The following is a 26,798-nucleotide window of genomic DNA, read 5'->3' as shown; positions in this document are numbered from 1 at the left end:
CCCTGCGGGCGGCCGCACGGTATGGAGCGGCTTCGGGGGGCGGCGCCGTTGGGGTGAGGGGGCCGCACGCTCGCGGAGCGGGGCCGCGGGAAGGGCGGCACGATCGCCGAGGCGGGCCCGGCGCAGCCAGGGGTGAGCGCCTGCGGCGCGACGAGGTCAGGGGCGGCAGCGGGGCGAGTGGCCCTGCGGGCGGGCGCGCGCTCGCGCGGCGAATTCGGTTGGGGCGAGGGGCTGCTCGCGGGGCGGGGTCGTGGGAAGGGTGCACGGTCGCTGAGGCGGGCCGGGTGGGGTGGCTGGGTCTGCGGGTGGGTGGGGTCAGGGGGTCAGCAGGGTGGTGAGGTCGGTGAAGAGGCGGGTGGCGGCGGTGTGGGCGCTGGGGGTGATGGTGTCGAGGGTGAGGAAGCCGTGGATCTGGCCGGGTTCGCAGCGGTGGGTGACGGGGACGCCGGCGGCGGCGAGGCGGGTGGCGTAGGCGTCGCCCTCGTCGCGGAGGGGGTCGTGCTCGGCGGTGACGACGACGGCCGGGGGGAGGTCGTGGAGGTCGGCGGCGAGCGGGCTGACGGTGGGGAGGGCGCGCATCGCGGGGTCGGGGACCCACTGCTCGATGCCCCAGGCGAGGGCGTCGGCGTCCAGGACCCAGCCGGTGCCCTTGGTGCGGATGCTGGGCCGGGAGAGGGTGAGGTCGGTGTTGGGGTAGAGCAGGACCTGTCCGGCCGGGCGGGGGCCGTTCTCGTCGCGCAGGCGCAGGCAGGCGAGGGCGGCGAGGTGGCCGCCGCAGCTGTCGCCCATGACGATCAGCGGCAGGTCGGGGGCCGAGGCGGCGGCCCGGCGGACGGCGGCGACGGCGTCGTCGACGGCGGCGGGCCAGGGGTGTTCGGGGGCGCGGCGGTAGTCGACGGCGAGGACGGCGGCGCCGGTGGCGGCGGCGATCCGGCGGCAGGCGCGGTCGTGCGAGTCGAGGTCGCCGATCACCCACATGCCGCCGTGCAGGAAGACGACGGTGGCCCGGGGCTCGGGCACGGGCAGGTAGTGGCGGGCCGGGGTGCCGGCGACGGTGAGGTCGGTGACGGCGTGGAGTTCGGGTCCGCGGGGCTGGGTCCGGACCCGGCCGCGCTGGGCGCGGCGGAGTTCGGCGGCGCCGAGTTCGCGGGCGGTCGGCCCGGGGTCGCGGCGTACGGCGGTGACGAAGGCTTCGAGTTCGGCGTCGGCGAAGGTGCTCACGCGTGGTTGAACGCGCTGTCGAACTCGCCGTTGAACCAGGACCGCGCGACCCGGGTGTGGAACGGGAAGGCGAGCGGGGTGTCGACGGTGGCGAGCTGCCAGCCGTCGGTCTCGTCGGTGGGCGCGGAGGGCGGCAAGGCGTCCAGGTCGCGGGCGGGGAGGAGGGCGAACAGGCAGAGGAAGCCGCCGCGGGTGTCGGAGTCGGTGGCGACCAGGGACACCTCGGCCGGGTCGGCCAGGATGCCGGTCTCCTCGCGGAGCTCCCGGACGGCGGCCTGCTGCCAGCTCTCGCCGTAGTCGATGTAGCCGCCGGGCAGGGCGAGTTCGCCGTAGCCGGGCTCGATGGTCCGGCGGATCACGGTGAGGCGGGTGTCGCCGTCCGGCATGCGGACCGGGAGCAGGGCGACGGTGACCGGCAGCGGGTTGCGGTAGCTGATCCCGGCGCAGGCGGGGCAGGCGCGGGGCCAGCCGTCGGTGCCCGGCGGGTAGGTGGTGCCGCAGAAGTGGCAGTGGGTGTTGGGTCCGTAGACGCGCTGCTCCGCCGGGTGGGTGGTCATGGGGTGGATGGTAGTCCGGTGGGTGCGGTGGGCGGGGTGGTTCGGGCAGGTCCGGGGGCGGGGCGCAGCAGGGGCGGGTGGAGGCGGGTGGCCGGGCCGGGCCGGTAGCGGCGGGCGCGCGGGCCGCCGCGGGTGCCGCCGCGTTCGGTGGTGGCGCCGGTGGGTTCGAGGAATCCGGGGACGGAGAGCACCTTGCGGTGGAAGTTGCCGGGGTGCAGCGGTTCGCCCCAGACGGCCTCGTAGACGGCGCGCAGTTCGGGGACGGTGAAGTCGGCGGGCAGGAAGGCGGTGGCGAGCGGGGTGTTCTCGAGTTCGGCGCGGGCCCGGTCGAGGGCGTCGGCGAGGATCCGGGCGTGGTCGAAGGCGAGCGTGCCGGGGTCGAGGGTGTCGACGGGGTGCCAGGCGGCGGCCGCGGCGTCGGTGCCGGCCTGCGGGTCGGGCAGGTCGGGGGCGAAGGCGAGGTGGGCGACGGACAGGACGTGCATCCGGGGGTCGCGGTCGGGGGCGCCGTAGCTGCCGAGCTGCTGGAGGTGGACGCGGGGCAGCTCGGCGAGGCCGGTCTCCTCGGCGAGTTCGCGGGCGGCAGCGGTCGCCGGGTCCTCCTGTCCGGCGCGCAGGAACCCGCCGGGCAGGGCGAGGCGGCCAAGGTAGGGCGGGGCGCCGCGTTCGACCAGCAGGACGTGCAGGGTTCCGGCGCGGAGGGTGAGCGCGACGACGTCCGCGGTCACGGCGATGGGCGGGAACGCGCGCGGGTCGTACGCGGCGAGCCACGCCCGTTCGTCGGCGGGCTCGGGGGTCGGCATCGCGGGCGCTCCTCGGGTTGTGCTCGTACGGAGATCAACGTAGCGCAGCGGGTGGGATGATCATCCGGAGTATCGGGGCGGGTGGTCGGAGGGGGTTGGCATGGGGGCACGGTTCAGGCGGGCGTGGCCGTGGCTGCTGGTGGTCGGTGTGGTGCTGGCGCTGGTCGCGGGGGTGGTGCTGGCGGGCTTGCGGTGGCTGAACGGGCCCACCCGCGGCTACGCGGTCGGCACCTGGCGTTCGGAGGCGGGGACCGTGGTGCAACTGGCCGCGGACGGGACCGTGCGGGCCGAGGGGCTGCCGGCGGACGAGAACTGCTGGCTGCCCTCGGGCGAGCGGGTGCGGTTCTCGGCGTCGGGGACGTGGGAACCGGGGCTGATCGACTCGGTCGGGCCGGGGGTGGTCCTGACGCTGAAGGCCGACGGGAAACTGCTGCCCTGCTACGTGAGCCTGGCGTACGCCGGGAAGCCGTGGCTGGAGGGGCTGGTGTTCAACGACGGCCTGGACCTCAATCCGCTGGCCAAGGACTGAACGGGCCTATGGTCGGAGGGAGGACGCACTCCGGGAGGTCGTCGTGGTCGGTGGGTTCGCTGCGGCGCTGACGGGCGGGCCGCTGGTGCTGGACGGGGGCCTGTCCAACGAGTTGGAGGCCGGCGGGCACGACCTCTCGGACCGGCTGTGGTCGGCGCGGCTGCTGATGGAGGGGCCGGAGGCGATCGTCGCCGCGCACCGGGCGTACTTCGAGGCGGGTGCCGAGGTCGCGATCACCTCCAGCTACCAGGCGAGCTTCGAGGGCTTCGCGCTGCGCGGCGTGGGCCGGGCGACCGCGGAGCGGCTGCTGGGGCTGAGCGTGGAGCTGGCCCGGCAGGCCGCCGAGGAGGCCGACGCGGAGGGGCCCGGCGGCCGGCGGCTGTGGGTCGCGGCGTCGGTCGGGCCGTACGGGGCGGTGCTCGCCGACGGTTCGGAGTACCGGGGGCGGTACGGGCTGAGCGAGGTCGAGCTGGAGCGCTTCCACCGGCCGCGGCTGGAGGCGCTGGTGGCGGCCGGGCCGGACGTGCTGGCGGTCGAGACGGTGCCGGACACGGACGAGGCGCGGGCGGTGCTGCGGGCGCTGCACGGGCTGGGGGTGCCGGCGTGGCTGTCGTACAGCGTCGCGGACGGGCGGACCCGGGCCGGGCAGCCGCTGGCGGAGGCGTTCGCCCTGGCGGCGGACGCCGACGAGGTGGTGGCGGTGGGGGTGAACTGCTGCACGCCGGCGGACGCCGACGCGGCGGTGGCGGTGGCCTCGGCGGCGGGCGGGAAGCCGGTGGTGGTCTACCCCAACAGCGGGGAGCGGTGGGACGCGGGCGCGCGGGCGTGGGTGGGCGGGCGGACCTTCCGGGCGGACCGGGTGCGGGGGTGGGTGGCGGACGGGGCGCGGCTGGTGGGCGGCTGCTGCCGGGTGGGGCCGGCGGAGATCGCGGAGCTGGCGGGGATCGTGCGAGGGCGGCCTCCGACGGGGTAGGCGCTCGACGGGGGTGGGGGCGGGGGACGTCCTGCGAGCGCGGCAGAGTGCGGCAGAGTGCGTCGCTGGGCGCGCCCACGCGGCGGAGCCGCATCCGGGCCGAGCCCCGCGCCCCCGGGTGGCTCGCCACACGGTCGGGGCCAACCGTGTGGCAGAGTGGTGGCGATAGCCTTGCGGTCGACAATGTCGACCACCAGTTCTGCGGAGGTAGCCGATGCCCGGCCCGATCCAGTCGCTCTCCCGGGCGGCGGCGATCCTGCGGCTCCTGGCCGGCGGGGAGCGCCGGCTGGGCCTGTCCGAAGTGGCGGCGTCGCTGGATCTGGCGAAGGGCACCGCACACGGCATCCTGCGGACGCTGCAGCAGGAGGGCTTCGTCGAGCAGGATCCGGAGAGCGGCAAGTACCAGCTGGGCGCGGAGCTGCTGCGGCTGGGGCAGAGCTACCTGGACGTGCACGAGCTGCGGGCGCGGGCCCTGGTGTGGGCGGACGACCTGGCCCGGGCGGCCGGGGAGACGGTCTACCTGGGGGTCCTGCACCAGCAGGGGGTGCTGATCGTGCACCACGTGTTCCGGCCGGACGACACCCGGCAAGTGCTGGAGGTCGGCTCGATGCAGCCGCTGCACTCGACCGCGCTGGGGAAGGTGCTGCTGGCGTACGACCCGGTGGCGCGCGGAGAGTTGGGCGCCGACCCGCTGGAGTCGTACACCAACCGCACGCTGACCTCGCTCGGGGACGTGGACGCGGAGTGCGCGCTGATCCGCGAGCGCGGCTGGGCGGACGCCGTGGAGGAGACCTGGGAGGGCGTGGCGTCGATCGGGGCGCTGATCCAGGACCGGCGGCGCAACCCGGTGGGCGCGGTGTGCATCAGCGGCGCGGTGGAGACGGTCTGCGAGGACGGTTTCGTGAAGCCGTCGCTGGTGGCGTCGGTGCGCAGCGCCGCCCGGGCGATCTCCCGGGACCTGGGGGCGGGCCGCTTCTGACCTGCCGCTACTGACTGTTCCGCGCCGGGCGCGGGTGGGCGACACGCCTGCCCGCGCCCTTCGCATGTCCGGACATATCCGTCGGTACGTTCGCTGAGTCACAGCTGCGTAACCCCGCCTTGACGTGGGGCTGACATCGGGAGAAGCTTCCGCATGTCGGTCGACATTGTCGAACGGCGGACGGTCGGATCGGACCCACCTGGCGCTCACCCGCACAGCGATCGGCCGTTCACCTGCCCCCACCCGCTCCTCCGGGCCATCTGGACAAGGGAGTCTCTGTGTCCGCGTTCTCCAACGGCGACATCTTCGTCGGCGAAACCCTCGGCACCGCCGCGCTGATCCTGCTCGGTGGCGGCGTCTGCGCCGCCGTCACGCTCAAGAAGTCCAAGGCCATCAACGCGGGCTGGCTCGCGATCACCTTCGGCTGGGGCTTCGCGGTCATGATCGCCGCCTACATGTCGGCGCCGAAGTCCGGCGCGCACCTGAACCCCGCGGTGACCCTGGCCATCGCCGTCGACACCGGCGAGTGGAGCAAGGTGCCGCTGTACCTGGGCTCCCAGTTCCTCGGCGCGATGATCGGCGCCGTGCTGGTCTGGCTGACCTACCTCGGCCAGTTCCAGGCCAACGAGGAGCCCACGCTCGGCATCTTCTCGACCGGCCCGGAGATCCGGAACCCGATCCAGAACCTGCTCACCGAGATCATCGGCACTCTGGTGCTCTGCCTGGCGATCCTCACCCAGGGCCTCAACAAGGGCCTGGGCCTGTCCGGCCTGGGCATCCTGATCGTCGCCTTCACCGTGGTCGGCATCGGCCTGTCGCTCGGCGGCCCGACCGGCTACGCGATCAACCCGGTCCGCGACCTGGGCCCGCGCATCGTCCACGCGCTGCTGCCGATCCCCAACAAGGGCGGCTCCGACTGGTCGTACGCCTGGATCCCGGTGCTCGGCCCGGTCATCGGCGGCCTGCTGGCCGGCGGCCTGTACCACGTCGCATTCTGACGAGCGTTTGCTCCACGCCTGAGCACGGGGACTGACCCAGGGTCAGGCCCGCTCCTCCCCCGCCACCCTCATCCAGAGCCGAGGACCCCCGTATGACTGCCAACTACATCGCCGCGATCGACCAGGGCACCACCTCCAGCCGCTGCATCATCTTCGGCGCCGACGGCCGGATCGTCTCGGTCGACCAGCAGGAGCACTCGCAGATCTTCCCGCAGCCGGGCTGGGTGGAGCACGACGCCGCCGAGATCTGGACCCGCGTCCAGTCGGTGGTGCGCGGCGCGCTGGACAAGGCCGGCCTGAGCAAGGACGACATCCGCGCGATCGGCATCACCAACCAGCGCGAGACCACCGTGCTGTGGGACAAGAACACCGGCGAGCCGGTCCACAACGCGCTGGTCTGGCAGGACACCCGGACCGAGGGCCTGTGCCGCGAGCTCGGCCGCAACGTCGGCCAGGACCGCTTCCGCCGCGAGACCGGCCTGCCGCTGGCCTCCTACTTCGCCGGCCCGAAGATCCGCTGGCTGCTGGACAACGTCGAGGGCCTGCGCGAGCGCGCCGAGGCCGGCGACATCCTGTTCGGCACCATGGACACCTGGGTGATCTGGAACCTCACCGGCGGCGTCAACGGCGGCAAGCACGTCACCGACGTCACCAACGCCTCCCGCACCATGCTGATGAACCTGCACACGCTGGAGTGGGACGAGTCCATCGCCCAGTCGATGGAGGTCCCGCTGGCGGTCCTCCCCGAGATCCGCTCCTCCGCCGAGGTCTACGGCAACGCGGTCGGCGACCTGGAGGGCGTGCCGGTCGCCTCGGCGCTCGGCGACCAGCAGGCCGCGCTCTTCGGCCAGACCTGCTTCGACGAGGGCGAGGCCAAGTCCACCTACGGCACCGGCACCTTCCTGCTGCTCAACACCGGCGAGAAGGTCGTCAACTCCTACCACGGCCTGCTGACCACGGTCGGCTACCGGATCGGCGACCAGAAGCCGGTCTACGCCCTGGAGGGCTCGATCGCCGTCACCGGCTCGCTGGTGCAGTGGCTCCGCGACCAGCTCGGCATCATCTCCACCGCCGCCGAGATCGAGACCCTGGCCTCGACCGTCGACGACAACGGCGGCGCCTACTTCGTCCCGGCCTTCTCCGGCCTGTTCGCCCCGTACTGGCGCTCCGACGCCCGCGGTGTGATCGCCGGCCTCACCCGGTACGTCACCAAGGGCCACCTGGCCCGGGCCGTCCTGGAGGCCACCGCCTGGCAGACCCGCGAGGTCGTCGACGCGATGGAGAAGGACTCCGGCGTGACCCTGACCGCGCTCAAGGTCGACGGCGGCATGACCTCCAACAACCTGCTGATGCAGAACATCGCCGACGTCCTCGACGCCCCCGTCGAGCGCCCGTACGTCGCCGAGACCACCGCGCTCGGCGCCGCGTACGCCGCCGGTCTCGCGGTCGGCTTCTGGAACGACCTCGACACCCTGCGGGCCAACTGGCACCGGGCCGCCGAGTGGACGCCGCGGATGGACGAGGCCACCCGCGAGTCCGAGTACAAGAAGTGGCTCAAGGCCGTGGAGCGCACCATGGGCTGGGTCGAGGAGGACGAGCACACCAACTGACGGCAAGGCCGGTCGGGACCACCTGGTCCCGGCCGGCCGCTTCGACGTTCGCGACCCGCCGCACCCGGGCCGCACCGCACACCGAGAGGAGACACGGCGCCGCCCGACCCGCGCGCCGTACACACACCATGGCAACCATCCCGACCCTCGGCGCCGAGCGCACCCCCGGACGCACCGCCACCCGCGCGGAGACCCGCGAACTGCTCGGCAAGGCCACCTACGACCTGCTCGTCATCGGCGGCGGCATCCTCGGCACCGCGACCGCCTGGACCGCGGCCCAGGCCGGCCTCAAGGTCGCCATGGTCGACGCCGGCGACTTCGCCGGCGCCACCTCCAGCGCCTCCTCCAAGCTCGTCCACGGCGGCCTGCGCTACCTGCAGACCGGCGCCGTCAAGCTGGTCGCCGAGAACCACAAGGAGCGCCGGGCGCTGGCCACCGACGTCGCGCCGCACCTGGTCAACCCGCTGACCTTCTTCGTCCCCGTCTACAAGGGCGGCCCGCACAGCGCGCCCAAGCTCGGCGCCGGCGTCTTCCTCTACTCCGCGCTCTCCGCGTTCCGCGACGGCATGGGCCGGGTCTCCACCGCCGCCCACGCCGCGCAGCAGGTGCCGGCGCTGCGCACCGAGGGCCTGCGCTCGGTCGCCGTCTACGGCGACCACCAGATGAACGACTCGCGGGTCGCCGTGATGACCGTCCGGGCCGCCGTCGAGTCCGGCGCCGTGGTGCTCAACCACGCCGAGGTGACCGGCCTGCGCTTCACCGGCGGCCGGGTCTCCGGCGCCGAGCTGCGGGACCGCCTGGACGGCACCGAGTTCGGGGTCTCCGCCCGCCTGGTGCTCAACGCGACCGGCCCGTGGGTCGACCACCTGCGGAAGATGGAGGACGCCGGCGCCGCCCCGTCCATCCGGCTGTCCAAGGGCGCGCACGTCGTCGTCAAGCGCCGCACGCCGTGGCGGGCCGCGCTGACCATCCCGATCGACAAGTACCGCGTCTCGTTCGCGATCCCGTGGGAGGACCACGTCCTGCTCGGCACCACCGACGAGGAGTACACCGGCGACCCGATGGACGTCCGGGCCACCCAGGCGGACATCGACCAGATCATGGACGAGGCCGGCCACGCCATCCGCGACGAGCACCTCGACCGCGACCTGATCACCTACTCCTTCGCCGGCCTGCGCGTCCTGCCCGGCGGCCCCGGCGACACCGCGGCCGCCAAGCGCGAGACCGTCGTCACCGAGGGCCGGGGCGGCATGCTCTCGGTCGCCGGCGGCAAGTGGACCACCTACCGGCACATCGGCCGGGCCGTGCTCAACAAGCTCAAGAACGTGCCCGGCACCGGCCTCGCCGAGGACATGTCGCCGTTCCCGGCGACCGTGCCGCTGCCCGGCGTCGGCGCGCCGAACGCCGTCGCGCACCGCCTGCTGGTCGACCGCGAGCCCGGATCCCGGATGGAACCGCTGGTGGCCAAGCACCTGGCCTCGCACTACGGCACCCTGTCCTTCGACATCGCCCGCCTGATCGCCGACGACCCGGCCCTCGGCGCCCCGATCCACGAGGACGGCCCCGACGTCTGGGCCCAGGTCGCGTACGCCGCCGACAACGAGTGGGCGTACACCGTCGACGACGTGCTGCGCCGCCGCACCACCATGACCGTCCGCGGCCTCGACACCCCGGAGATCCGCGAGCAGGTGCAGGCCTTCCTCGCGAAGCGTGGGACCAAGTAGACACAGCCTGAAGAAGCGTCAGAAGTAGCCGAGTACGTGGAAGGGGCGGGCACCGGCCGGTGCCCGCCCCTTCCACGTGCCCGCTCAGAGCGCGGTTCTGACCACGGCCGGCGGCTGCCAGGTGCCGTCCAGGGCCTCGGGGTCGGGCCAGTAGGCGCGCAGGTAGAGGGAGAACCGGCCCGCCGGAGCGGGCAGCCAGTTCGGCCGGTCCGCGGGGTCCGCGGGGGGCTTCGCCCCTGCGTGGAGGGTCAGGGATCCGTCGGGGGCGAAGCGCAGGTCCTGGTTCTTGGTCCCCAGCGAGTAGCGGTTCAGGTCGTTGGGCTGGAAGAAGTGGTGCTCGTTGTAAAGGGTGACCGACCAGAAGCCCTTCACCGGCGGGAGCGCCCCGGGCGGGAAGGTGAGCGTGCAGCCGTGCTCGCCGTCGAGCAGTTCGCCGTCACGGTCCAGGTCCTGGTAGAAGTACGCGGTCTCGCCGGGCAGGTTGACGAAGATGTTCGCCCGGCCCATCGCGGTGCGGCTGAGGTAGTCGCCGCCGAACGCCGCTCCGTTGCGCTGGGTGCTCCAGTGGTGGTCGAGCGGGACGCCGATGTTGCGGAACTCGAACAGCTCCTGCAGCAGGGTGGCGTCGGCGTCGGCCGCCGTGGCCCGCAGCACCTCGGCGGCAGCCGGGTTGCGCGCCGCTTCGTCCGTGAGGGAGCGGACGAGGGCGTACAGCGCCTCCTCCCCGGCCCGCGGCGGTACTTCCTCCAGGACCGCGGGCAGCAGGTCGAAGAAGGTCTCGGGGTCGACCCAGCGGGTCTCCCGCTCGCCGCTGGTCGCCTCGCCCGCCGGGTAGTGCGGTGCCCGGGCCCAGTCCGTGGTGCGCGGCCGGCCGGTGAACTCGGCCAGGGGGTAGGCCATGATCTGGTCGATCAGCGGTCGGAGAGCCGCCCTGTCCTCATCGGTGTCGTTCATGAATGTCCGCGGGATGCACGCGGCGATCCGGGTGTCGTACCGGAGGACGTCGGCGATGCCCTCGGGGACCTCGCCCTCCCAGTCGTCGGGAGCCAGCAGGTAGCAACCGGGCTCGGTGCCGTACATGGCGCCGAGGCGGCCGAAGGACTCGGTGCGCTGGTCGACGAGCTGGTAGACCCAGAACCGGCCGCCGAAGTCCGGGACCTGGATCACGGACGGGCCGCGCCGCGCGTCCAGGATCCCGAGTCCGTAGACGACGTCCTGGTTCGGGCAGGCGACGAGCCGTTCCTCGGGGACGATGTAGTCGCGCAGCATCCCCAGCGATCCCGGCGGGGCAGCCGGCACCACGCCGCCGAGCAGCCCGGGGGCGGGGACTTGCTCCATGATCGAGAGCCGGTTGTGCATGTTGACCAGCGGCCAGCCCCAGAGGAAGGCGAACCGGCCCAGGGTGCGGAGGTAGTCGTCGGTCATCCGCTCACCCGGAATCGGGAGCGCCAGGTCGGTCGGCAGGCCGCGGGAGGATGAGGAGGTCGCCATGGGCCGACCGTATGAACCCGGCCCCCGCCCCGCACCGAGGATGGGCCGTCCGGGTGACCGGCTACCGGAGCGCGAGTTCGGCGACGACGGCGCGGTGGTCGGAGCGCGGGAGGGTGTGCTCGGAGATCGCCACGGCGGTGAGGGCCGGGCCGTGCAGGACGTGGTCGATCTGGATGAGCGGCGGGAGGTAGGGGAAGTCGGCGTTGTCCTCGGGCCAGGTGGGGGCGAGGCCGTGGCCGAGGTCGGCGGCGGTGTCGGCGAGGCCGGTGGCGATCAGGTCGCGCATCGGGCTGTGGTCGAGGGTGGCGTTGAAGTCGCCGAGCAGGACGGCGTCGCGGGTGCGGCCGGGAGCGGCCTTGCGCAGGTCGTGCAGGCCCTCGGCCCAGCGGCGGGCGTCGCCGAGCGGGTAGTAGGTGTGCACGGCGACGAGCTGGACCGGGTGGCCCGCGAGGTCGACGGTGATGTTGGTGGTCGGCCAGGCGGGGTCGGCGGCGGAGGTGATCGGGAGCCGCGAGTACAGCGCGGTGTCGGTGCCCGCGGGCTTCTCCCGGTGCGGCAGCAGTTCGCGGATGCCGGCCCGGTCGAGGGCGTCGGCGGCGGAGGTGCTGAGCTCCTCGACGGCGAGGACGTCCACGCGCTGCTCGCGGACCAGGTCGACCAGGGACTTCGGGGAGACCTGCCCGAGGTAGGCGTTGCTGGTGGCGACGCGCAGCCGGGGCGCGGCAGCGGGGACGGAGTCGGACACCAGACGGGGGACGATCCACCAGAGCTGGAGGACGACGAGGAGGAGGGCGAGCGCGCCGGTGCGCCAACAGCGCAGGGCGAGCAGCAGCGCGAGCACGACCAGGGTGGCGAGGGCGACGTACGGGAGCACGACGATCGGCAGGGCGAGGACCGTGCCGTCGTCGAGGCCGCCGATCCGGACGACGGCGAGGAAGGCGGCGAAGGCCAGGACCGGGGCGCTGACGGCCAGTGCGGTGACGGTCGGCCACCGCCTGCGGCGGGTGGTGTTCTGCGCGTCGTCCGTCATGGTGCCCTCCCGGTCCCGGCGGGCTTGATCGTTTACCGCCGACGTGGACTGTAGACGAGCCGGGGAGGGCGCCGGTTCCGCCGCACCGGGGACGTCCGGGGCTCGGGGGGCGCCTCAACGTCCCGTCGGCGGGCCGCCCTCGGGGAGCGCCCCGAGGACCCTGGCGAGGGCCGGCGGGCGGTCGCCGTCCGCGGCGACGATCTGGCGGTGGCCGGAGGTGACGAGGTACTGGAAGCCGTCGGCGATCGGCGGGCCGGTCGGCCGGGCCGGGAGCTTCGCGTAGGCCGGGTCCGCCAGGGCGGCCCGCAGCTCGGCGAGCTCGGCGGGGGCCAGCTGCCCGCTCCTGGGCGGCTTGCTGCCGACCCTGATGGTGTAGGCGCCGTCGGTGTGGACGACGACGCTGTTGTCGACACCCGCGAAGCCACCGCTGACGGTCACCTCGACCAGGAGATCCTGCGGGGCGGGCTCAGCGGTGGCAGCGGTGGGCGCCGCGGTGGCGGTCGGCCCGTCGGCCGGGGCCGCGGGGCCCCGACCGCAGCCCGTCAGCGTGACCACCGCGACCAGGGCCGCGGCGGCTCCGCACCACAACCGGTACCGCATTGCGCTCTCCATGGGGCGAGCATGCCCGCTCGCGCACCCTTCGGGCCAGAGCTAGAGCACCCAGCCGAGCGGAATGATGATCGCGATGGCGACCACCGAGATGACGGTCTCCATCACCGACCAGGACTTGATCGTCTGGCCGACGCTCATCCCGAAGTACTCCTTGACCAGCCAGAACCCGGCATCGTTGACGTGCGAGAAGAACAGCGATCCGGCGCCGATGGCGAGCACCAGCAGGGCGGCGTGGGTGGAGGACATGTCGGCCGCGAGCGGGGCGACGATGCCGGCCGCGGTGATGGTGGCGACGGTCGCGGAGCCGGTGGCGAGGCGGATCAGGACGGCGATCAGCCAGCCCAGCAGCAGCGCGGAGATGTGCCACTTGCTCGACCACTCGCTGACGGCGTTGCCGACGCCCACGTCGATCAGGGTCTGCTTGAAGCCGCCGCCCGCGCCGACGATGAAGACGATGCCGGCGATCGGGCCGAGCGAGCCGCCGACCGTCTGGGAGATCCGGTCCTTGCTGAACCCGGCGGCCCGGCCGAGGGTGAGCATCGCGAGCAGGGTGGCGGCGAGCAGCGCGATCAGCGGCGAGCCGACGAAGTCGAAGACCCGCTGGACGGGGGCCTTCGGGTCGTCGATCACGACGTCGGCGAGGGCCTTGCCGAGCATCAGGACGACGGGCAGCAGGATGGTGGCCAGGACGGCCCCGAAGCGCGGGGTCTTCTCCCGCTCGGCCACCACGGGCGCGGTGGTGGTGGGGATCTCCAGCGGGCCGACCCAGCGTTCGGCGACCCGGGCGAAGAGCGGTCCGGCGACGATCAGGGTGGGGACGGCGACCAGCAGGCCGAGCGCGAGGGTGATGCCGAGGTCGGCCTTGAGCGCGTCGACGGCGACCAGCGGGCCGGGGTGCGGCGGGACGAGGCCGTGCAGGACGGAGAGTCCGGCGAGGGCGGGGATGCCGAGCCGCAGCAGCGGGACGTTGCCGCGCCGGGCGACCAGCAGCACGATCGGGATCAGCAGCACCACGCCGACCTCGAAGAACAGCGGCAGGCCTAGCACGGCGGCGATCAGGGCCATCGCCCAGGGCAGGGTGCGGCGGCCGGAGCGGGCCAGCACGGTGTCGGCGACGATGTTGGCGCCGCCGGAGTCGGCGAGCAGCTTGCCGAGCATCGCGCCGAGGCCGATCAGCAGGCCGACGCCGGCCACGGTGGCGCCGAAGCCGGTGGAGAAGCTGGTGAGCAGTTTGTCGAAGGGGGCGCCGGCGACGGCGGCGAGCAGGCCGGAGCCGAGGGTGAGGGCGAGGAAGGGGTGCAGCTTGAGCTTGGTGATCAGCAGCACGATCGCGCCGATCGAGAGCAGCACGGCGAGCAGCAGCTGGGTGTCGCTGTCGGTGTGCGGGAGCGCCGGTGCGCCGGCGGCGAGCAGGGTGGTGGGGGTCACGCGAGGTCTCCGTTGACGGGCCGCAGGGCTGCCGCGGCCATCTCGACGAGCTGTTCGGGGGTGGGGCCGACGTCCAGGACGGTGCCGTGCTCGTCCGGCTGGAGCGGTTCGAGGGTGGCGTACTGGGAGTCGAGCAGGGAGGTGGGCATGAAGTGGCCCACCCGGTGGGCCAGGCGGTCCTCGACCAGGTCGTGGCTGCCGCTGAGGTGCAGGAAGTACGCGTCGGGGCAGGCGGCGCGCAGGGTGTCGCGGTAGCGGCGTTTCAGCGCGGAGCAGGTCACCACTCCCCCGGTGCCGGCGGCCCGACGCGTCCCGAGCCACTGGCCGAGGGCCTGCAGCCAGGGTTCGCGGTCCCGGTCGTCCAGCGGGATGCCGGCGCTCATCTTGGCGATGTTGGCGGGCGGGTGGAAGTCGTCGGCCTCCGCGTACGGGAGGCCGAGCCGTTCCGCGAGCAGCCGGGCGACGGTGGTCTTCCCGACTCCGGAGACGCCCATCACGACGACGGTGGGCATCCGGTTCTCGACGTTGAGAGCCATGGGTGGTGCTCCTGTTCTGCCTGTCCGTGCGCAACTGTCGCCCAAAGGTATGACTTATTCAAGCCGTCGCAACACAATCGTCATACTTTTCATTTCCGGAGCCGTCGCACGGCCCGGATAGGCTGGGGCGATGGAGATCCAGGGCCTGCCCGGCCAGCTGCTCGCCGACCTCGGCCCGGCCATCGCCTCCGGCGAGATCCCCGAGGGGACGGTGCTGCGCGGCGAGGAGCTGGAGGAGAAGTACGGCGTCTCCCGCACCGTCGTCCGCGAGGCGGTGCGGATCCTGGAGTCGATGCGGATGGTCGAGCCCCGGCGGCGGGTGGGCATCACCGTCCGGCCGAAGGGCGACTGGGACGTCTTCGACCCGCTGGTGATTCGCTGGCGGCTGGCCGGCGCCGACCGGGCGGCGCAGCTGCGCTCGCTCAGCGCGCTGCGGGTGGCGGTGGAGCCCGCCGCGGCGGCACTGGCCGCCAAGCAGGCGGACGACGACGACCGCCGGGAGCTGGGCGCGCTCGCCGTCGAACTGACCGTCACGGCCCGCGCCGCCGACCTGGAGTCGTTCCTGCGCCACGACATCGCCTTCCACGCGGCGGTGCTGCGGGCCTCCGGCAACGAGATGTTCGCTCATCTGAAGGACACGGTAGGGGCGGTGCTCACCGGCCGGACGGAGCATCACCTGATGCCGCACCAACCGCGCGAGTACGCCGTCCGCCTGCACCGGGAGGTGGCCGAGGCGATCTGCGCGGGGGACGCGGACCGCGCCGAGCAGGCGATGCGCACCATCGTGGTCGGCGCGATGGACGAGCTGGACGCGACCCTGGAGCTGCCGCGCCGGGAGAGCTGACGGCGCGCGTTCCGGCGGCTCCGGCGCATGGCCCGGTGACGGCGGGGCAGGCTGGACGGGAAGGGCCGGGTCGGGGAACGGGGGTTGCGGATGTCCCGGGTACGTCGCCGGCTGCCGGACGAGGTGCGGGCCGCCGCGGTGCGGACCGGTCTGGCGGTCGCGTTCACACTGGTCGCGGTGATCGTCGCCCTGCTGGCCTCGTACGCGCACAGCCCGCTGCTGACACCGGCGCTGATGGTGATGGCGCTCGGGGTGTTCGCCGTCGCCTGGTGCCTGCTGGACGTGGCGATCACCCGGCAGATCGCGGCGCAGCGCCGGCGCGGGCCGAACGCGGCCTCCCCGCTGGCGGGCGCCCGGGAGCGCGAACGGCGCCCGACGGGTCGTCGGGCGCCGCTGCGGAACTGAGGCCGGGTCAGCCGCGCGGGCCCACGGCGAAGCCGTACTGGTGGGGCCAGGTGCGCTCGGCGCCGAGCTCGCGGGCGGCGTGCAGCGCCCAGTACGGGTCGCGCAGCAGCTCGCGGCCGAGCATCACCGCGTCGGCCCGGCCCTCGGCGACGACCGCCTCGGCCTGGGCGGGGTCGGTGATCAGGCCGACCGCGTTGACCGGCAGGCCACCCTCGGTACGGATCCGCTCGGCGAACGGGGTCTGGTAGCCGGGGCCGACCTCGACCTTGGCGTGCGGCGAGTTGCCGCCGCTGGAGACGTCCACCAGGTCGATGCCGACGGCCTGCAGCTCCTTGGCCAGCAGCACGCTCTCGTCCACGGTCCAACTCGGCTGCTCGGGCAGCCAGTCGGTGGCGGAGAGCCGGAAGAACACCGGCAGGTCGGCGGGCCAGACGGCGCGCACCGCGGCGGCCACCTCCAGCGCCAGCCGGGCCCGGCCGGCGAACGAGCCGCCGTAGCCGTCGGTGCGCCTGTTGGTGAGCGGCGAGAGGAACTGGTGGATCAGGTAGCCGTGCGCGCCGTGCACCTCGGCCACCTGGAAGCCGGCCTCGGCGGCGCGCCGGGCGGCGTCGGCGAAGGCGGTGACCACCTGGCCGATCTCCTCCACGGACAGCTCGGCCGGGGCCTGGTGGTGCTCGCTGAACGCCTCGTCGGACGGGCCGACCGGCTGCCAGGCCAGCTCGTCGTCGGCCGGGATCGGGGCGCCGCCGAGCCAGGGCCGGTCGGTGCCGGCCTTGCGCCCGGCATGGGCGAGCTGGATCGCGGGGACGGAGCCGTGCGCGGTGATCAGCGCGGCGACCCGGGCGAGGGCCTCCTGCTGGCGGTCGTTCCACAGGCCGAGGTCCCACGGGGAGATCCGGCCCTCGGCGGCGACGGCGGTGGCCTCGGTCATCACCAGGCCGGTGCCGCCGGCGGCGCGCGAGCCCAGGTGGGCGAGGTGGAAGTCGGTGGCGACGCCGGTCTCCGGGCCCTCGGCGGCCGCGGAGTACATGCACATCGGGCTCATCCACACCCGGTTCGGGATGGTCAGCGAGCGGAGGGTGATCGGCTCGAACAGGGCACTCACGGCAACTCCTTCGGCGGCACGCCGGGTCGGTCTGACCCTCGTACGATAACCACCGTACTACGAGGCCTGTCAAACTACGAGAGTTCTCGTACTATGGGGGCGTGACCGAGGCCGCAGAGACGCACACCGCACTCCCGGAGCCCAGCGCGGGCGAAATCCGGCTGGAGGCGGTCCTGCACGCGCTCGCGGACCCGATGCGACTGCGGATCGTCACCGAGCTGGCCGCCGCCGAGGCGGAGCAGAACTGCCTGGCCTTCGAGCTGCCGGTCACCAAGTCGACCATGACCCACCACTTCCGGGTGCTGCGCGAGGCCGGGGTGATCCGCCAGTGCCGGCGCGGCACCTCCAAGATGAACAGCCTGCGCAGCCGGGAGCTGGCCGAGCTGTTCCCCGGCCTGTTGGACGCGGTCGTGCGAGCGGCCGCCGAGCGGCACGGCGAGTGCCGGGCGACCGGCGACTGCTGAGGCGACCACCGAGGGCCCGGCGGCTGCCGGGCCTCAGTCCTCCAGCTCCTCCTCCGGGGAGTGCGGAAGGTCGATCCCGTGGCGCCGGGCGATCCGCAGCAGGCCGGTGATCCGGCCCCGGTACGCGTCCGCGCCGTCCTCGTCGCCCGCCGCCAGCGCGGACGCCAGCTCGGCGCGCGCCTGCGCGAGCTGCTCGCGGAGCTCCTGTCCGAACACCTCTGCCACGCATCCAGCATGGAGGAATGCGCACGAATCATCAACCATCGGACACGGCGGTTCGCATTCCGTTCACCCCCGCGCGACGAATGGTCTATACCAATCAGGTACGGTGGCCCACGAAAGCTGTCAATGAACGGCCGTGGGGGGCCTTATGACTGTCGATCACCTGCCCGCACCACCCAGCGACCAGGAGCTGTACTGGTACTTCGGTCCGCAGCGCCGCTGGGTCCCGATCTGCGCCGCGCTCGCCTTCCTGGCCAGCGCACTCACCATGGTCGGATTCGCACTCCGCACCCCGCTGCTCTGGCCCTTCCTGGCCGTGCTCGGGATCAACGTCGTCGCGATGGCGCTCAGCGCCGTCAACGGACTGCGCCGCCGCCGGTTCACCCGCGAGGGCCACGAGCTGCTGGTGGCCGGCTGGCGGCCCGAGGCGCCACCGTCCGTCGACCTGTACCTGCCGACCTGCGGCGAACCGCTCGCCGTGCTCGCCAACGCCTACCGGGCCGTCGACGCGCTCGACGCCCCCGGACCGCTCACCGTCTGGGTCCTCGACGACGCCGACCGGACCGAGGTCGCCGACCTCGCCGCCCGGCACGGCTTCCGCTACGTGGTCCGGCCCGACCGCGGCCGGTACAAGAAGGCCGGCAACCTCAATCACGCGCTCACCCTGAGCGACGCCGAGTACATCGCCATCCTGGACGCCGACTTCGCACCGCGCCCGGACTTCCTGCGCCACCTGCTGCCGTACTTCGGCGACGACCGGATCGGCATCGTGCAGAGCCCGCAGTGCTTCGACACCGACCCGTCGATGAGCTGGGTGCAGCGCGCCGCCGGCGCCGCCCAGGAGTGGTTCTTCCGCTGGATCCAGCCCGCCCGCGACGCCAGCGACGCCGCGATCTGCTGCGGGAGCAACGCCGTCTACCGGCGCGCCGCGATCGACGCCGCCGGCGGCTTCGCCCGGCTCGACCACAGCGAGGACATGTACACCGGCCTCGCGCTGTTCCGGCACGGCTACCTGACCCGGTACGTCCCGGTCCTGGTCGCCAAGGGCACCTCCCCGGAGGACACCGCCTCCTTCGTCAACCAGCAGTACCGCTGGGCCATGGGCAACCTGCACCTGGTCGGCGACCGCGAGGCCGCCCGGATGCGCCGCGGCCTGCCCTGGCGGATGCGCCTGTGCTTCGCCGAGGGCGTCGTCGGCTACCTCGCCGCCGCCGTCAACGTGCTCACCGCGCCGCTGCCGCCGCTGGTGATGCTGTATTTCTTCCCCGGCCAGATCCGCGCCTGGTACGTGCTGCCGATGCTCTCCCTGCTCTGGCTGTGGCACGTCCTGCTGCCCCGGGTCAGCCGCACCCGCTGGCGGGCCGAGGTGCTGCGCGCCAACGTCCTGATGAGCATGGCCGCCGGCGCCGCGTTCTGGCACACCCTGCGCGGCCGCAGCGCCGCCTGGGTGCCCACCGGCGCCGGACGCGGCCGCCCCGGCGGCCTGGCCCGCCGGGTGCTCGGCGCCTCCCTGTTCTGGATCGCCGGGACGCTCGCCGCGACCGCCGCCGGCGTCGCCCTGGTCACCGTGCAGCACGGCTGGTCGCACAGCTGGGGCTTGGCCCTGTACCTGCTCGTCCAGGCCCAGCTCGGCCTGCCGCTGGTCCGCGACCTCGCCCTGGAGCTGCGGCCCCGCCCGCGCCGGGAGAGTGCCGGCCCGGCCGGCGCGATCCTGCCGCGGCGCTGGCCCGAGGGCCTCGCCGTGACCTGCGCGCTCGCCCTGCTCGGCGTGCTCGCCTCCGGATGGGCGGCCCCGATGCTGCCGTGGCTCGGCTGAGGAACGAAGCGATGCGAAACACCCCTGCCCACTTCCGGCCCGACGTCGAGGGCCTGCGGGCCGTCGCCGTCCTGGCCGTGCTCGGCTTCCACGCCGCCGTCCCCGGCCTCGCGGGCGGATTCGTCGGCGTCGACGTCTTCTTCGTCATCTCCGGCTACCTGATCACCGGCCTGCTGCTGCGCGAGGCCGGCGCCACCGGACGGATCCGGCTCACCGAGTTCTTCGCCCGGCGGGCCCGGCGCCTGCTGCCCTCCGCCGGACTGGTGCTGGCCGCCGTCGCGGTCGCCGGAGCCGTCCTGACCGTGCCGCTGCGCCGCGCCGACCTGGAACGCGACGTGCTCGCCGCCGCCCTGTCCGCCGCCAACTGGCGGTTCGTCGCCCAGCAGACCGACTACCTGGCGGCCGGACGCGAGCAGAGCCCGCTGCTGCACTTCTGGTCGCTCGCGGTCGAGGAGCAGTTCTACCTCCTCTGGGCACCCCTGGTGCTGCTCGCCGCCTGGCTGCTCCGGCGGCGCCTGCGGGCCGGCGTCGCCGCGCTCGCCCTGGCCGTCGGACTCGGCTCCTTCGCCCTCTCGCTGCAGTGGACCTCCGCCGCGTACCTGGCGACGCCCACCCGGGCCTGGCAGTTCGCGGCCGGCGCGCTGGTCGCGGTGCTGCCGTGGCGCGAACTGCCGCGGCTGCTCGGCGAACCGGTCGCCTGGCTCGGCACGGCCGCCCTCGGCTGGGCCGTCCTGCGGTACGACTCCGGTACGCCGTACCCGGGTTGGGCGGCGCTGCTGCCCACCCTCGGGACGGCGGCGGTGATCCTCGCCGGACCGCGCGCCTCGGTCGGCCGCCTGCTCGCCCTGCGCGCGCCCCGCGCCCTGGGGCGGCTCTCCTACCAGCTGTACCTCTGGCACTGGCCGGTCCTGGTCTTCGCCGAGGCCTGGTACGGCGGCACGCTCGGGTGGCCGGTGAAGGTGGCCCTGACCGCGGCCGCCGCCCTGCCCGCCGCCGCCGCCCTGCACTGGGTCGAGCAGCCGCTGCGCCGCAACGTGGTGGTCGCCGAACTGCCGCGCCGCGGACTCTCCCTGGGCGTCACCGCGGTGGCCGTCCCGGTCCTGCTGGCCCTGCTGGTCGGCAGCGGCACGCTGCGCCTGCTCGGCCCCGCCGGCCCGGTCGACCCGGCCGGTCTGCCGGCCGGCGCGGCGAGCGGCCCCTCGCTGCTCGCCGGCCCGGTGCCGGACCGGGCGCCGATCGTCCCCGGCCCGGTGCAGGCCCGGCAGGACTTCCCGCCGGACGGCGCCTGCGAGGTCCCGCCGGAGGCCGAGACCAGCCCGCCCTGCCGCTTCGGCAGCGGCACCGACCGGGTGGTCCTGCTCGGCGACTCGCACGCCGGCCAGTGGTTCTCCGCCGTGCTCGGGATCGCCGCCCAACGGCACTGGGCCCTGGAGGAGTTGGTGAAGCAGGGCTGCCCGCTGCCGAAGCTGACGGTGACCAACCCGCAGCTCGGCCGGGAGTACCGCGAGTGCGACACCTGGCGGGCCGACGCCCTGGAGCGGCTGAAGAACGGCCCGAAGCCGAAGCTGATCGTGGTCGCCGCGCTCAACCGCTACACCGCCGACCGCGAACAGCTGATGCGCGGCTGGGAGGAGACCCTGGCCCCGCTGCGCGAGATCGGCGCACCGATCGTGTACCTCCGCGACACCCCCGTCCCCGGGCGGGACGTCCCGGCGTGCGTGTCCGGGCACCAGGAGGAGCCCGCCGCCTGCGAGTTCCCGCGCGCCGAGGCGCTGTGGCCGGACCCGCTCGCCGACGCGGCGGCCGCCTCCGGCGTGCGGACCGTCGACCTCACGCCGGTGCTCTGCCCCGGCAACGGACGCAGCTGCCCCGCCGTCCGGGAGAAGGTCCTGCTGTACCGCGACGACGCGCACCTGACCAACGCCGCGGTGGTCGTCCTCGCGCCCCGGCTGGAACGGCTGCTGGCCGAGGCGGGCGTGCTCGGCTCCGCGACGGAGTGGACCACCGCCTTCCGCGACGACTTCGACGGCGCGGCCGGCAGCCGGCCGTCCGCGGACCGCTGGCAGTACGCGCTCGGCACCTGCTACCCGGGCTGCCCCGCGGCGCAGTGGGGCACCGGCGAGGTCGAGACGATGACCGACTCCACCGCCAACGTCCGCCTCGACGGCCGGGGCGCCCTGGAGATCGTGCCCACCCGGGACGCCGCCGGGAGGTGGAACTCCGGACGGCTGGAGAGCCGCCGCGCCGACCTGGCCGCACCGGCCGGCGGGGCGATGCGGATCGAGGCCACCCTCGCGCTGCCCCAGGTCGAGGGCGCCGCGGCGGGCGGCTACTGGCCCGCGTTCTGGACGCTCGGCGGCGCCCTGCGCAACGGCTTCACCGGCTGGCCGGGCGTCGGCGAGCTCGACGTCCTGGAGTCCGTCGGCGGACGCGGGGTGTTCGGCACCGCGCACTGCGGGACCGCCGTCGGCGGGCCCTGCCAGGAGCCCGCCGGACTCGGCTCCGGCGAGCAGACGTGCGAGGGCTGCTGGGGGGCGTTCCACACGTACGCGGTCGAGGTCGACCGGTCGACGGCGCCCGAGCAGGTGCGCTGGTACGTCGACGGCCGGGAGTACCACCGGGTCACCGCGGACCGCATCGACCCGGCCGCGTGGGACAGGGCCGTGCACGGCGGGATGTTCCTGATCCTGGACGTCGCGATGGGCGGCGCCCTGCCCGACGCCTACGGCACCCCGCTCACCGCCGCGACCGTGCCGGGGCACCCCATGCGGGTCGACTCCGTCGAGGTTCGTACGAGGGGTTGAGCAAGTAGGGGCTCGTGGGGGTACCTCACGAGCCCCTGATCACATCTCCGGCCGCTTGAACATGCGGGTGGCGGTGATCTCGCCGTGGATGGCCGGGCCGTCCGGGTCCTGCGGGGTGGGCAGGCCCGGGCGGAGGTGTTCCTCGACGGAGATGTACTTGAGCCCGGCCCGCAGGTCGGCGTCGTTGCGCAGGCGGATCACCAGCGGGAACTCGGCCAGCGCCGTGGTGTCGAACAGCCCGGTGGTGTAGATCAGCTGCACGCCGAGTGCGTCCGCGACCGCCCGCTGGAGCTCCAGCAGGTACGTGGCGTTGGCGCGGCCGATCGGGTTGTCCAGGAACAGCGTGCCCGCGTGCCGCAGCTGCGACTGCCCGCGGTCGTTGGCACGCAGCGCGGCCATCGTGCAGTACAGCGCGATCGCCGCGGTGAGCAGCTGCCCGCCGGAGAAGACGTCCGACATCTGGCCGACGCTGACCCGCTCGGCGCGCAGTACGGCGTCCGGCTTGAGGATCTCGACGGAGACGCCCTTGGGCCCGATCGCCGCGGCGACGCCGCGCAGCAGCAGTGACATGCCGTCGCGTCGCAGGTCGGAGTTCTTCTTGACGGCGGCCCGGGTGGCTTCGTCGATGACCTCGCCAAGGCGTTCGACGAGCAGCGCGTGGTCGGGGTCCTCGAAGCGGATCCGGAGGAACTCCTGGCCGGACCACTCCCCCAGGCCCTCGGGGAGGCGGGAGAGCCGCTGGGCGGCGCGCAGGGTGGTCAGCGAGGACTCGACCAGGCCGCGCAGCCGGTCGACGATGGAGCTGCGGTTGCGTTCCAGCTGGGCGAGTTCGTCGGTGAGCACCCGCAGGCGGGGCGCGAAGGCGGCGGCCCAGGCGGCGGCGTGGTCGGGCAGGGCGGCGGCCGGCAGTTCGCGGATCTGCTGGCGGGCCGGGGTGCGGACGGCCTCGTAGCGGGCGGCGTTGGCGTGCCGGACCAGTGCGTCGGAGGCGTCGCGGACGGCCAGCTCGGCGCCGGTCAGCTCGGTCGCGGCGGAGCGCATCGCGCGCCGGGTCTCGGCGACGGCGGCGCGGGCCTCGGGGAGCGAGACGAGGTACGCCTCGGCGGGCTGTTCGGTCTCCTCGGCGTGGTCGCGGAGGCTGTCGCGGAGCTGCCCGGCGAGTTCGTCGAAGTCGGCGGCGGCGGTCTGCGCCTGCTCCAGGGTGCGCTGCAGGTCGGCGTGGGCGGTGCGGGCGACGTCGACGCTCTCGCGGCGTTCGGCGAGCAGCGCGGTGGCGGTGCGCAGCAGCGTCTGGGCGTGCTCGGGGTCGGCGGGGACCAGCTCCTCGGGGAGCTCGGTGTGCGACTCGCCGTCGGCGGGGGCGGAGCGTTCGGCCTCGCCGCGCAGGCGGCCGAGCTGCTCGCTGGCGGAGGCGGAGCGGGCCTCGATGGTGGCGACCAGCTCCTCCGCGCGGGAGGCGGCTGCCTGGCGGGCGGGGCCGTCGGCGCCGTCGGGGCTGGCCAGCAGCTCCTCGGCGCGGTTGCGGACCTTGTTGCTGAGCCGGTCCAGCTCGGTCGTGGCGGCGGCCTCCTCGCCCTCGGCGCGGGCCTGCTCGGCGCGCAGGTCGGCGCCGACGCCGACCTTCTCGTAGAGCTGGGCGGCGGCCCGGTAGGCCTCGCGCAGGGCGGGCAGCGACGACGTGGGCGCATCGGTCGAGAAGGCGCTGGGCTCGACGGTGTCGACGCCGGAGAGTTCGGCCCGCTCGGCGCGCAGGGTGCGCGCGGTGCGGCGGGCGTCGTCGGCGGCGCGCTGGGCGGCGCGGCGGTCCTCGTCGCAGGTGCGGGCGCGCTCGGCGCAGACGGTCTGGCGGCGGTCGCACTCGGCGGCGTCGTCGGCGAGTTCGCGCTGCCGGCGGGTCCAGGTGGAGCGCTCGCGCAGCCGGAAGGCGAGGCCGGCCAGGGCGTCGGCGCGGCGGCGGGTGCGCTGGGCGGCCTCGCGGCACTCCTCGTACCGGGCGGCGGCGGTGGCGTGGTCGGCCTCGGCCTCGTGGTGGTCGGCGCGCAGGGTGGCGAGCTGGGCGGCGAGGGTCTCGGCCTGCTCGCCGGCGGCGTACGCGGCGTCGGCGAGTTCGGCGAGGGTGCCGGGCGGGCAGCTGGCGTGCCAGGAGGCGAGGCGGGCGGCGAGGGCGCGGTCGCCGCCGAGGCGGGCGGCGAGTTCGCGGATGTGCTCCTCGCGGGCGGTGGCGCGGGCGCGCAGCTCGCGGCGCTCCTCGTCGGCGGCGGTCTCGTTGTGCATGGCCGGGTTCGGCGGCACCAGGAAGAACGCGGGCTCGCCCTCGATCGGGGCGATCAGGGCGGCGGCGGTGCCGACGGCGACGGTGGAGCGGGGCAGCAGGGCGGCGGAGGCGAGCGCCTCGCGGGCCCGGTCGAGGCTGCTCGGGTCGGTGACCACGACGCCGTCGACCAGTTCGGGGCGGGCGGCGAGGATCGCGTCGTGGTCGCGCGGGTCGACGGACTGGGCGAGGTAGCGCCAGCCGGGCAGCGCCGGGACGCCGTGCTCGCCGAGGAACTCGACGGTGGCGAGCACGTCCGGGCCGGGCGGCAGCAGGCCGCCGTCGCCGAGCGCGGCGAGGATCCGGGAGTCGTCGGCGGCGGCGGTGCGCAGGTCGAACAGGGTGCGCTCGGCGGTGGCGACCGCCTGGTCGAGCTGCTCGCGCAGGTCGTCGGCGGCGGTGTCGAGCAGCCGGGGCGTCAGGAAGCCCTCCTGCTCCTCGCCGCCGTCCTGGTGGGCGGTGAGGCCGAGCAGTTCGGCCAGCCGCGGCTCGGCGGCGAGCTGGGCGGCGGTGCGCTGCTCGGCGGCCAGGGCCCGTTCGGCGGCGGCCCGGGCGTCGGTGGCGCGGGCGGCGGCCAGCTCGGCGCGGGTCTCCTGGGCGGCGGCCTCGCGCATCCGGGCGGAGGCGGTCTCGGCGGCGGTGCGGGCCTGCTCCAGGACGGTGGTGGCGGCCTTCTCGGCGTCGGCGGCGTGCAGGGCGGCGCGGGCCGGGTCCGGCTCCTCGGCGGAGCCGTCGATCCAGCCGGCCTCGACGGCGGCGGCGGTCTCCTGCTCGACCTCGGCGAGGCGCTGGCGCAGGTGGTCGGCCTCGCTGCGGGCCTTCTGCGCGGCGGTCGCGGCGGCGGTCGCCTCGGCCTGGGCGGCGGTGCCGTCCTCGTGCAGTTCGGCGGCGCGCAGCTCTTCCTGGTCGGCGCGGGTCTCGGCGGCGCCGGCGGCGCTCTCCAGGGCGCGGGCGAGCGCGCCGGCGGCCTGGGCGCGGGCGGCGAGCGCGGGGGCGGCGTCCAGCTCGGCCTCGCGGATCGCCGCGGCGACCCTGGCGGCCCGGTCGGCGGCGGCGCGGTGGCGCAGCACCGCCTCGGCGGCCTGCCAGGCGGCGTGCAGGGTGCGGGCGTCGGTGAGTTCGCGGCGCAGCGCGGCGGCCTCGGTGGTGGCGGCGGCCAGGCCGAGGGTGGCGTGCCGGTGGGTGAGCTCGGCGACGATCAGCGAGTGCCGGGTGCGGTCGGTCTCGGCGGCGGTGACGGCGGCCGCGGCGGCGGCCACCTCGACGGCGAGGTCGTGGACGCGGTCCCGTTCGGCGCCGGACCGGGCGGTGAGCGCGTGGGCGAGGCGGCGGGTGCGGCGTTCGGCGGCGCGGTGGGTCTCGCGGACGGTCTCGCGGGCGGCGGTGGCGTCGACGATCCGCTGCAGCAGGTCGACCGAGCCGGCGGTGAACTCCCGCTCGGCGGTCAGCTCGGCGCGGCGGCCCAGCTTGGCGGCGAAACCGTGCACCAGGTCGGCGAGGCCGTCGGTGTCCCGGGTGTCGGTGACGGCGCGCAGCAGCAGGTCGGTGAAGTCGGAGTCGTTCTTGACCGCGAAGAGGCCGGCCGCCTCGCCCTCGTCGGCGTTCATCTCGCGCTGGTAGCGGAAGAGTTCGGGGTCGAGGCCGAGCTCGCCGAGGTGCTCGTTCCAGCGGTCGTGGATCTCCTCGAAGGTCACGTCGAGGTACGGGTACGCCTTCGCCGCCTCGGTCAGCGAGTCGCGGAAGCCCTTCATGGTGCGGCGGCGGCCGCGCGCCTTCTGGTCGCCGGCCAGGCTGGCCCGCTCGGAGACCGGGAGCGAGTCCAGGGTCAGGCCGGGGCCGGGGCGGAAGGAGTACCAGAGCTCGGCGAACTTGCGCGGGTCGGAGCTGACCTGGCGGCCGCGCCACTCGCTGACCTTGCCGACCACGATCAGCTCGCCGGTGACGGTGTGCTGCCACTCCAGCGCGACGTGCCCGCAGTCGTCCGCCAGCAGGAACTTGCGCAGCACGCCGGAGGAGGCGCCGCCGAGGGTGTTGCGGTGGCCCGGCAGCATCACCGAGAAGATCAGCTTCAGCAGGACGGACTTGCCGCCGCCGTTCTCCAGGAACAGCACGCCGGCGGGTGCGGGGCGGCGCTGCGGGCCGTCGGGCTCCTCGCCGAACAGGCCGATCTGCTGCGGCTGCGGCTCGGCCACCGGCTCGCCGACGCCGCGCAGGTCGAGCACCGTGTCGGCGTAGCGGGCGCCGGCCGGTCCGATCGAGTACAGGCGGACCCGGTTGAGCTCGTACATGTGCGGCGGTTCTCCGTGGGGCTGGGTGGTTCGGGCGGCGGTGCTCGG

22 protein-coding genes are annotated in these 26,798 nt (G+C 74.6%); 11 read left to right on the top strand and 11 right to left on the bottom strand.

Features of this window, described 5'->3' with window-relative positions; all coding sequences use genetic code 11:
* Nucleotides 1-315: 315 nt before the first annotated feature.
* Genes ACGFX4_RS34935 through ACGFX4_RS34925 form a run of 3 tightly spaced genes read right to left on the bottom strand, consistent with a single transcriptional unit; the run spans nt 316 to nt 2,581 of the window.
* Nucleotides 316-1,221: an alpha/beta hydrolase gene (locus ACGFX4_RS34935; protein WP_393083392.1), complete on the bottom strand. Its 906-nt coding sequence runs from the start codon at nt 1,219-1,221 to the stop codon at nt 316-318.
* Nucleotides 1,218-1,778 (bottom strand): NUDIX domain-containing protein, encoded by a 561-nt coding sequence (locus ACGFX4_RS34930; RefSeq protein WP_393083389.1) that lies wholly within the window; start codon nt 1,776-1,778, stop codon nt 1,218-1,220. Before ACGFX4_RS34930 ends, ACGFX4_RS34935 begins: the two co-directional genes overlap by 4 nt.
* Entirely contained in the window at nt 1,775-2,581 is an 807-nt protein-coding gene (locus ACGFX4_RS34925) for an NUDIX domain-containing protein (RefSeq protein ID WP_393083386.1), read from the bottom strand. Before ACGFX4_RS34925 ends, ACGFX4_RS34930 begins: the two co-directional genes overlap by 4 nt.
* Nucleotides 2,582-2,681: 100 nt before the next feature.
* On the opposite strand from ACGFX4_RS34925, the gene ACGFX4_RS34920 reads away from it, so the two are divergent.
* From ACGFX4_RS34920 to ACGFX4_RS34895, 6 genes are all read left to right on the top strand, one after another.
* Entirely contained in the window at nt 2,682-3,110 is a 429-nt protein-coding gene (locus ACGFX4_RS34920) for a hypothetical protein (protein ID WP_393083383.1), read from the top strand.
* A gap of 43 nt (nt 3,111-3,153) precedes the next feature.
* Entirely contained in the window at nt 3,154-4,083 is a 930-nt protein-coding gene (mmuM, locus tag ACGFX4_RS34915) for a homocysteine S-methyltransferase (protein ID WP_393083380.1), read from the top strand.
* A 214-nt stretch (nt 4,084-4,297) separates the two neighbouring features.
* Complete coding sequence (locus ACGFX4_RS34910; RefSeq protein WP_393083378.1) at nt 4,298-5,062, top strand: IclR family transcriptional regulator; 765 nt, start codon at nt 4,298-4,300, stop codon at nt 5,060-5,062.
* 278 nt (nt 5,063-5,340) lie between these two features.
* Entirely contained in the window at nt 5,341-6,060 is a 720-nt protein-coding gene (locus ACGFX4_RS34905) for an MIP/aquaporin family protein (RefSeq protein ID WP_393083375.1), read from the top strand.
* A 92-nt stretch (nt 6,061-6,152) separates the two neighbouring features.
* Nucleotides 6,153-7,670 (top strand): glycerol kinase GlpK, encoded by a 1,518-nt coding sequence (glpK, locus tag ACGFX4_RS34900; protein WP_345696110.1) that lies wholly within the window; start codon nt 6,153-6,155, stop codon nt 7,668-7,670.
* 128 nt (nt 7,671-7,798) lie between these two features.
* Complete coding sequence (locus ACGFX4_RS34895; RefSeq protein WP_393083371.1) at nt 7,799-9,394, top strand: glycerol-3-phosphate dehydrogenase/oxidase; 1,596 nt, start codon at nt 7,799-7,801, stop codon at nt 9,392-9,394.
* 84 nt (nt 9,395-9,478) lie between these two features.
* On the opposite strand, the gene ACGFX4_RS34890 is transcribed toward ACGFX4_RS34895, so the two are convergent.
* The 5 genes from ACGFX4_RS34890 to ACGFX4_RS34870 all read right to left on the bottom strand — a co-directional run bounded on the left by ACGFX4_RS34890 (nt 9,479) and on the right by ACGFX4_RS34870 (nt 14,491).
* Nucleotides 9,479-10,885, bottom strand: coding sequence for a DUF1254 domain-containing protein (locus tag ACGFX4_RS34890; protein ID WP_393083368.1), 1,407 nt, complete (start codon nt 10,883-10,885; stop codon nt 9,479-9,481).
* Between the two features lie 61 nt (nt 10,886-10,946).
* Complete coding sequence (locus tag ACGFX4_RS34885; RefSeq protein WP_393083366.1) at nt 10,947-11,915, bottom strand: endonuclease/exonuclease/phosphatase family protein; 969 nt, start codon at nt 11,913-11,915, stop codon at nt 10,947-10,949.
* Between the two features lie 114 nt (nt 11,916-12,029).
* Complete coding sequence (locus ACGFX4_RS34880; protein WP_393083363.1) at nt 12,030-12,527, bottom strand: hypothetical protein; 498 nt, start codon at nt 12,525-12,527, stop codon at nt 12,030-12,032.
* A gap of 39 nt (nt 12,528-12,566) precedes the next feature.
* Complete coding sequence (locus ACGFX4_RS34875; protein ID WP_393083360.1) at nt 12,567-13,955, bottom strand: gluconate:H+ symporter; 1,389 nt, start codon at nt 13,953-13,955, stop codon at nt 12,567-12,569.
* Nucleotides 13,952-14,491 carry a gluconokinase gene (locus ACGFX4_RS34870; RefSeq protein ID WP_393083357.1) on the bottom strand — a complete coding sequence of 180 codons (540 nt, stop codon included), beginning with the start codon at nt 14,489-14,491 and terminating at the stop codon, nt 13,952-13,954. Before ACGFX4_RS34870 ends, ACGFX4_RS34875 begins: the two co-directional genes overlap by 4 nt.
* 130 nt (nt 14,492-14,621) lie before the next feature.
* Between ACGFX4_RS34870 and ACGFX4_RS34865 the strand changes: the two genes are divergently transcribed.
* Together ACGFX4_RS34865 and ACGFX4_RS34860 are read left to right on the top strand one after the other, a co-directional pair.
* The gene (locus ACGFX4_RS34865; protein ID WP_393083354.1) at nt 14,622-15,335 is read left to right on the top strand and encodes a FadR/GntR family transcriptional regulator; all 714 of its coding nucleotides are present in this window, start codon (nt 14,622-14,624) and stop codon (nt 15,333-15,335) included.
* 90 nt (nt 15,336-15,425) lie between these two features.
* A complete protein-coding gene (locus ACGFX4_RS34860) occupies nt 15,426-15,740 on the top strand; it encodes a hypothetical protein (protein WP_393083351.1) in 315 nt (104 codons plus the stop codon).
* A gap of 7 nt (nt 15,741-15,747) precedes the next feature.
* On the opposite strand, the gene ACGFX4_RS34855 is transcribed toward ACGFX4_RS34860, so the two are convergent.
* Nucleotides 15,748-16,845: an NADH:flavin oxidoreductase/NADH oxidase gene (locus ACGFX4_RS34855; protein ID WP_393083348.1), complete on the bottom strand. Its 1,098-nt coding sequence runs from the start codon at nt 16,843-16,845 to the stop codon at nt 15,748-15,750.
* 101 nt (nt 16,846-16,946) lie between these two features.
* On the opposite strand from ACGFX4_RS34855, the gene ACGFX4_RS34850 reads away from it, so the two are divergent.
* The gene (locus ACGFX4_RS34850; protein ID WP_393083345.1) at nt 16,947-17,309 is read left to right on the top strand and encodes an ArsR/SmtB family transcription factor; all 363 of its coding nucleotides are present in this window, start codon (nt 16,947-16,949) and stop codon (nt 17,307-17,309) included.
* A 33-nt stretch (nt 17,310-17,342) separates the two neighbouring features.
* Here the strand turns inward: ACGFX4_RS34850 and ACGFX4_RS34845 are convergent, their stop codons facing one another.
* Nucleotides 17,343-17,534 carry a hypothetical protein gene (locus ACGFX4_RS34845; protein WP_393083342.1) on the bottom strand — a complete coding sequence of 64 codons (192 nt, stop codon included), beginning with the start codon at nt 17,532-17,534 and terminating at the stop codon, nt 17,343-17,345.
* Between the two features lie 145 nt (nt 17,535-17,679).
* Between ACGFX4_RS34845 and ACGFX4_RS34840 the strand changes: the two genes are divergently transcribed.
* Complete coding sequence (locus tag ACGFX4_RS34840; protein WP_393083340.1) at nt 17,680-19,347, top strand: glycosyltransferase family 2 protein; 1,668 nt, start codon at nt 17,680-17,682, stop codon at nt 19,345-19,347.
* Between the two features lie 11 nt (nt 19,348-19,358).
* Complete coding sequence (locus tag ACGFX4_RS34835; protein WP_393083337.1) at nt 19,359-22,151, top strand: SGNH hydrolase domain-containing protein; 2,793 nt, start codon at nt 19,359-19,361, stop codon at nt 22,149-22,151.
* A 39-nt stretch (nt 22,152-22,190) separates the two neighbouring features.
* Here ACGFX4_RS34835 and ACGFX4_RS34830 read toward each other — a convergent pair whose 3' ends face one another.
* Nucleotides 22,191-26,750, bottom strand: coding sequence for a hypothetical protein (locus ACGFX4_RS34830; protein ID WP_393083333.1), 4,560 nt, complete (start codon nt 26,748-26,750; stop codon nt 22,191-22,193).
* Between the last annotated feature and the right edge of the window lie 48 nt (nt 26,751-26,798).

The sequence above is a fragment of the Kitasatospora sp. NPDC048365 genome, from assembly GCF_043200835.1.
Classification (GTDB): domain Bacteria; phylum Actinomycetota; class Actinomycetes; order Streptomycetales; family Streptomycetaceae; genus Kitasatospora; species Kitasatospora terrestris.
This window is presented reverse-complemented; position numbering and strand designations above follow the sequence as displayed.